This is a genomic window from Robinsoniella sp. (assembly GCF_034124845.1).
Genome location: NZ_JAWYAJ010000280.1, coordinates 7470 through 15066 on the forward strand (window position 1 = coordinate 7470; position 7597 = coordinate 15066).

Sequence of the window (7597 nt, forward strand, 5' to 3'; positions counted from 1 at the left end):
ATATAGGGGAAACAAATGAGGAAACTTCCGCAAATGATAACCTCACAAATCCTGCAGATTCAGAAAATCAAGAAGATCAAAATAATACGGAAATAACATCAAATGATAATGAAACCGGAATGACAAATGAAACAGATCAAACGGAAAATTCAACCGGTTCAGATATTGAAACAAAGGCAGAAAACCTGATTGATAAATTTATTAACTGGTTAAAAGGATTATTTGGATAAGAATTAAATTATAGAATTCAGGGGCGTTGATTATGAAGAAAAGAATCCATTTAGCGGCAGGTTTTCTGATTGTTTTATCTGCCGGAATTTGTCAAAGTACCATAACTGCCGAAGCAAATAATCTTCCATTTAATCTTAGGTTTGGGGCAGGAATAGAAACGAAAGCGAAACTTGATTTATTGTTAAAGAATACCATTATTATTCCACAGGCATCAGCAGAAACTACAGGTAATTTAGATGAAAATTCGAATGAAAATGAAGGCAGTCCGCTGCCATTTGACTTAAGTACCGAGCTTGGAATGGAAACGAAAGAGGAACTGGATGAAGCCATAAAAGAAAAAATTCCCCGGTTAGCGATGCGTCAGGAGGAAGTTGAAGAAATAACTTCTCCGGATGATGCAGATAGGGCTAAAACCAAGGGTGAATCCAGGGAGGAAGGCAAGGAAGCAGCGGGTGCTCAGGAGACAGCGGCTTCTGAATTTTCCCGGGATCAGCTTCAGGTATACGATAAAGTGATCATGGTTGGAGATTCCAGATTTGTAGGAATGAGCTCTGCTGCAAACCATCCATTATGCCAGTGGATCTGCGAAGTCAGCATGGGCTATGACTGGCTGGTGTCCGAAGCTGCACCGGTGATTGATGCCAGTGTAGTGCCTAATTGTGCAATTGTGATAAATCTTGGCGTGAATGATGTTTACCGTCCGGGTGATTATGCCGCTTATATAAACAGTAAGATTGACGGGTGGATTGGTGCTGGTGCGGATGTGTATTTTATGTCCATAAATCCGGTAGTAGATGGTTATGGCGGAAGTGTAACAAATGCGGCAGTTGAACAATTTAACAGTACAATGACAGCAACACTTTCTGAAAAAATTGGTTATATTGATACTTATACTTATTTAATTCAAAACGGATATGGAACGGCAGATGGACTTCATTATGATGCATCTACTTATGCGGCTATTTTAAATTATTGTATGAGACAGCTGCGGGTTCCCTGAGTAAAAAATACTGCCAAATTATATTATTTTTAATTAAAAAAAGAGTAACCGGTATTAAAATTTAGTTATTAAACTGAATTTTAATACCGGTTTTTTTAGCATATTTTCAAAATATTTAAATGCAGATTATGCAAATTTTCAATACGAAATGAATACAAAAATAATTTAAATAGAATTCCTGATTATTGTTAGATTGTGAAAGAATTTTCAAGAAAAAAACTACTGGTAAAAACATGCAATTAGTGCAAAAAAAGGAAACAAATATACAAATAAATATATAGGATAGAAATGTTATAATAGTTTCAATGATAAAAACAGCTATATAAAACGCACAGTATCATTAAAAATTTGGCAATATGTATAGCATAAGTTTCGGTCAATTGTGAAAGCCGGCTGCAATTGATTTGATGCTTTTTATGTTATAAATCCATCAAAGGAGAAAGAGTTTATGAAGAGAAAAAACTTAACTAAGTCACTAAGTTTTATGCTATCCATGTCTATGGTTTTGAGTTCTGCATTACCTGCTACAGCATATGCTGAAGGTAATGGAACAGAATCACAGGACGTAAATATGGAAGCAGAAGTGGTACCAGGAGGTACCCAAAATGCGGCTGAAAATGGTGTTGAAACAGAGCCGTCAGAGGGAGAAAATGCGACAGGAGAAACGAATTTAACGGAAGCAGATAATGAATCTGATGCTCCAAAAAATGACTCGGAAACACAAGAATCACAGTCCCAGACAGAGACGGAAATGATTACTGAATCTGAATCAGAAGTGCTGACAGAGACAGAAGCACCTCTTGATGCAAAGCAGGAAACTCTGGAGGAAAACAACAAAGGAGCTCTGGAGGATGGTATTCATGACAGCTGGGCGCAGGATGCATCCACACAAAAAGGCGGTGAAATCTGTGAAGTGGCGGATGGCTATCTTCATTTAAAATCCGGATCAGCCAATGGAAATAATCCAAGCCCAACTGCTCCGCCTGCTATTTTTACAAATGGAAAAGAGTATAATTTTAATGAAGCGGGATACTTTGAAGCAAATTTCAAGACTGAGCAGGCTGGGAGCCTGAATCGTACCGGTATTTACATAGGATACAAAGATCAGAACCACGGTATGTTCTTTGGCTATAATGCATCCGGCTGGTATTGGCAGAAATACGGGGAAGCAAGTGATCCGTGGAGTTCCAATGTGGGAACTGTACCTGCTGCTGGTTCTACTGTAAAGGTTAAAGTAGAATGGACAGCAGATAAAAAGGCTACTTTCTATGTAGATGGAACCGCCTTATTCAGTGATGTGGATTTTAGCAAAATTGCAGATCAGGGAAATAAAATTGGTATTAAGGCAGGGACATTTGGGACTGAACTTACAGACGTCTATTTGAAAGACATTCATTATACCGGACAGGCTGCAGCTGAAACATTTGCCGTATCCGGTAAAGTAATGGAAACTGTTGACGGGAAAACACAGGCAGTTGAAGGTGCAGCGGTTAAATTAAATGGCAAGACGGTGCAAACCGATAAAGATGGTAATTATAATTTTACAGATGTAGCTTCAGGAAAGTATAAAGTTACGGTAACAAAAGAAGGTTATCTGGTTGCCGAAAAGGAAATTACAGTTGCAGACGGTGCTGTTGCGGTTGAAAATATTGTGCTGGAAAAAGCACCGGAAGTGGCTTACCGAACCATTTCTTCCGATCAGATGGATGTTGATGTGGCAGAGAAATTCCCAAGTGTTGTAAAATACACGATGAAAGGTGATTTAAAGGGAAAAGTCTTCTACGGCCAGACCGAAGCCATCGATGTTATGAAAATCAATGGAACAGAGATTAAGGTTACAGAAGATGATGTGAATGTTACATTTGACAAAGATAAAGCGACCTATACCATGACTTTAAAAGGACAGAATATTGATGCTGTTCTGACTGCAGTTATCTCCGTTAAAGATAATGAACTGTCATTTGACATTACAGATGTAAAGAATAATTTGAATAATGATGAATATCCGGTCCAGACGATTGAAATACCCCATCACAGCCTGATTTCTGTAAGAAGCACCCAAAAGGGCGCAAACTTAAAGGCGGCTAAGGTATCCAGCAATACCTCCATTTCCGGTGACAGCTATGTAGATGTGAAAGACGGCATGACATTTTCTAAGGAAGATTTCATGTATGGTTTCGTATCCAATGAAGATTTAAGTGCCGGATTGTGGAGTAATTCAGAGTATAACGGTACACATAAAGCGGCTTACGTTGGTTCCGGCGGATCCAGCAATACCAGAGTCTGGGCTGAAACAACAAATTTGGCTGCCGGCAAGTCTCTGGGGCTTTCCAGTACTTTATGGTATTATGACCGCAAGGTAGAGCCTTCCGTGAATGGAGTGAAAGAAGCATATGTGGTGAAACATGATAAAGATGTTATGCCAAGTGCTAAGGTTGTAATTACCGGTGACGAGAATGCCGATGATCAGATTGACTGGCAGGATGGTGCGATTGCATATCGTGCAATTATGAACAATCCTTTCAAATCTGAAGAAGTGCCTGATTTAGTATCACAGCGTATCGCTATGAACTTTGGCAGTGAGGCGGCAAATCCATTCCTTACGACATTAGATGGTGTGAAACGCGTTTATCTGAATACCGATGGTTTGGGACAGAGCATCATTTTAAAAGGTTACGGTTCTGAAGGACATGATTCCGGACATCCCGATTATGGTAATATCGGGGAACGAATCGGCGGCGCCAAAGATATGAACGAATTGATGACCGAAGGCGGAGCATTAGGCGCACGCTTTGGTATCCACATCAATGCAAGTGAAATGTATCCGGAAGCAAAAGCTTTTGATGATGATTTATCCAGACACAATTTTGGCTGGAACTGGTTAGACCAGGGAATCGGTATCAATGGTATGTATGACCTTGCAAGCAACAGGCGTGAAAGCAGGTTAAATGAACTAAAGGCAAAAGTTGGAGATAATCTGGACTTTATCTACCTGGATGTGTGGGGAAATAATACCAGTGGAAATGAAGATGCATGGGAATCCAGAAAGATTGCAAAACAGATGAATGACCGTGGCTGGCGTTTTACCACAGAGTGGGGTCCCACACAGGAATATGATTCGACTCTGCAGCACTGGGCAGCAGACCTGGGTTATGGCGGATATGCAGCAAAGGGACAGAACAGTGAAGTTATGAGATTCTTACGTAACCACCAGAAGGATTCCTGGATTGCTGATTACCCAAGCTATAATGGCGCAGCACAGGCACCTCTGCTGGGTGGATTAAACATGACAGACTTTGAGGGCTGGAGCGGAAGAACCGATTACAGCAACTATATAAATACTACATTCACCCATAACGTACTGACTAAATTCCTGCAGCATTATAAGGTAATGAAGTGGGTTGACGGGAAGCCGGTAACCATGACGAATGGCGGCGGAACCTTCCAGTGGACACCGGAAATGGAAATTACACTGCAGGATGACGCAAAAGAAAACACCGTTGTGGTATCCAGAGATTCCAATGATTACGCAGGAGATCTTCAGGGATACCGTTCTAGGACAATCAAATTAAACGGAAAAGTAGTATCCAAAGGTGCACCTACCGGCGGTGACGGAACTAATCCGGGAGATGAAACCTATCTGCTTCCATGGTATTGGGATACCAATGGAAATATCGCAGATGAAGAAAAACTGTATCACTGGAATACCAAGGGCGGAGACACCACCTGGGAACTGCCAGGCGGATGGGAAGGTCTTGCAAATGTGGTCGTTTATGAATTAACGGATGAGGGCAAGCAGAATAAAACCGTAGTTCCGGTAGCCAATGGACAGGTAACCTTAGCAAACATGAAAGCAGAGACACCGTATGTAGTTTACCAGGGCGAACAAGGACAGCTTCCGGTAGACTGGCAGTCCACACCATACATTTATGACGTTGGATTCAACAGCGGAAGTCTGGATACTTACTGGACAACAGCGGGAACCGGTTTGGCAGAAATCTTCCGGAATACCAGCGAAAACCCCATGTTAAAACTGAGCGGCGCGGTATCCGTAACCAGTAAGGCTTTAACAAATCTGGTGCCAGGACAGAAATATGCACTGTATGTTGGCGTGGATAACAGAAGCGATGCAAAAGCATATATGACCGTAAATGCAGATGGCAAAGAAATAGCTTCTAATTATACGGGACGCTCGATTGTACAGAATATCATATCTTCCAACCAGCATCATACGGGAAGCGGAGCAACAACAGGCGGTACCAGTTATGTTCAGAATATGTATGTATTCTTTGAAGCACCGGCAAGCGGTGAAGTAACATTGACTTTGAAACGCGATCAGGGTGAAGGAGATACGTATTTTGATGATCTGCGTGTCGTGGAAACCGGTATGGATCTTGTTAAGGAAACAGACAAGAACGGTATGGTGACCCAATTCCAGCAGGATTTTGAAAATAATGCACAGGGTATTTTCCCATTTGTAATTTCAGGTCCGGGATCAGGTGCCGGCGCAGTTACCGACAACCGTATCCATCTCTCTGAACTTCATGCACCGTATACCCAGGCTGGATATAATGCGAATGAACAGGGACAGAAGAAATTGGATGATGTGCTGGCTGGGGACTGGTCCGTTAAGATTAATGGTCTTACATCCAGAAACTCTATGATATACCAGACCATTCCTCAGAACTTCCATTTTGAGCCGGGTGTTACCTATAACATTAAGTTCAAATATCAGATGGGAAGTAAGAATGCCTATAAGGTAACAGTAGGCGAAGGAGAATTTGCAGGCAATACACAATTATATACTATGCCGGAGGCAATCGGAGAAACGAAAGAATACAGCTTCTCCTTAATCGGAGGAGAATCCGGACAGTCCTGGTTTGGTATTTATTCAACTAATGTGGCACCGGATCTGAAAGAATATGCCAGTGCAGGTGATGGACCGAAAAACTTCAGCGGCTACAAAGATTTTATTCTGGATGACCTGGTAATTGAAGTAAGTGATATCCAAAAAGGAGATCTGCAAAAAGCAATTAACACAGCAAACACAAAATTCCAGCAGGATTACACAAGTGATACCTGGAGTGTATTTGCAGAAGCTTTAGCAGAAGCGGAAGAAGTTTTAAATAATCAGAATGCGACAAAAGAACAGGTAGAAACAGCAACGAAAAAACTGACAGAGGCTACGGGAAAACTGGTTGCAATTATTGGTTCCATCAGCGGAACAGTAAAAGATGCAGACGGAAAACCAATTGCAGATACACAGATTACTCTTTCTTCCAATAACTTGGAGCCAATTGAAATCCGCACGGATGACAAGGGAAGCTATAAGTTAGAGAATATCTTTATCCGTAATTATTCTGCAAAGGTTGTAAGAGATGGTTATGCATCACTTTACGCACAGGCGGTAACTCCTGTTGCAGATACGATGACCACCTTTGACTTCACCCTTCAGGTAAAAGACATTCCGGAATACTTCAACTACTTTGAAAATGGAGTTGACAGTATCCAAAACCTGGCAGGCAATCCATCCCAGGTAGAAATCGAATCCGTGCAGTTCAATGGCAGCGGCGCACTGAAAGCTTCTTTTGGATCCGACCGCCCAAGTATTATTGACACAGCAGCACCAAAATTTAAAGACGGAATCTTTGAAGCAGACGTTACGCCTCAGGCAAGTCCTCTTCGTTTCGGCTTTGTATTAAGAGCAAATAACCATAATCAGAGACTTTATGTAGGTTACGGTGATTCCGATGGAAATTGGTTCTGGGAATACTGGAATGGAACAGCGAACAGCTATTCCGGAATGTTTACCGGACCGAACATGGAAATTGGAAAGACAAGCCATATTAAGACTCAGTTAGTTGGTAACAAACTTTCCCTCTGGGTAGACGGACAGGAAGTCATGAAAGAGGCAGTTGTAGGCGGATTATTTGATGAAGCAGGATCCGTAGGATTTAACAAACGCAACGGCGGAAGCATGATCTTTGATAATCTGGAAGTAACAAGCTTAGATGTAGTAGAAAATACAAATGCAATTGAAGGTTCCATTGTGGATGAAAATGATGCACCCATTTATCAGGTAAATGTTGCATTAACAGACACAGACGGCAACGAAATTGCTTCCACAATTACAAATCTGAATGGTATTTATAACTTTAGTAAAATTCCTTACGGAACATACAAACTGGCGTTTACAAAAGCAGGTTATGAGACCGGAGCAGCGAATGTAGAGGTGAAGGCAGAGAGTGCATCTGTTGTTGGAAAAGTGCAGATGGTAAAAGTGCAGGAGACAACAAAAACAGAGTTAAATGCAAAAATTGCAGAAGCCAAAGCAATTCAAAAAGAAAACTATACAGATGCGTCCTT

At 41.4% G+C, this 7597-nt stretch carries 3 protein-coding genes; all 3 read left to right on the plus strand.

Annotation, left to right across the window (positions count from 1 at the left end; genetic code table 11):
- Nucleotides 1-230 (plus strand): hypothetical protein (locus ACH2DQ_RS13650; protein ID WP_395027099.1); only part of this gene is annotated, 230 nt, incomplete at its 5' end.
- Between the two features lie 32 nt (nt 231-262).
- A complete protein-coding gene (locus tag ACH2DQ_RS13655; protein ID WP_394911234.1) occupies nt 263-1231 on the plus strand; it encodes a hypothetical protein in 969 nt (322 codons plus the stop codon).
- Between the two features lie 448 nt (nt 1232-1679).
- Nucleotides 1680-7597: endo-alpha-N-acetylgalactosaminidase family protein (locus tag ACH2DQ_RS13660; RefSeq protein WP_395027101.1), on the plus strand; the 5918-nt coding region annotated here is incomplete at its 3' end.

What these genes read in the sequence shown, in the direction of transcription:
- ACH2DQ_RS13655 (WP_394911234.1), top strand. Translation starts at nt 263, where the DNA reads ATGAAGAAAAGAATCCATTTAGCGGCAGGTTTTCTGATTGTTTTATCT.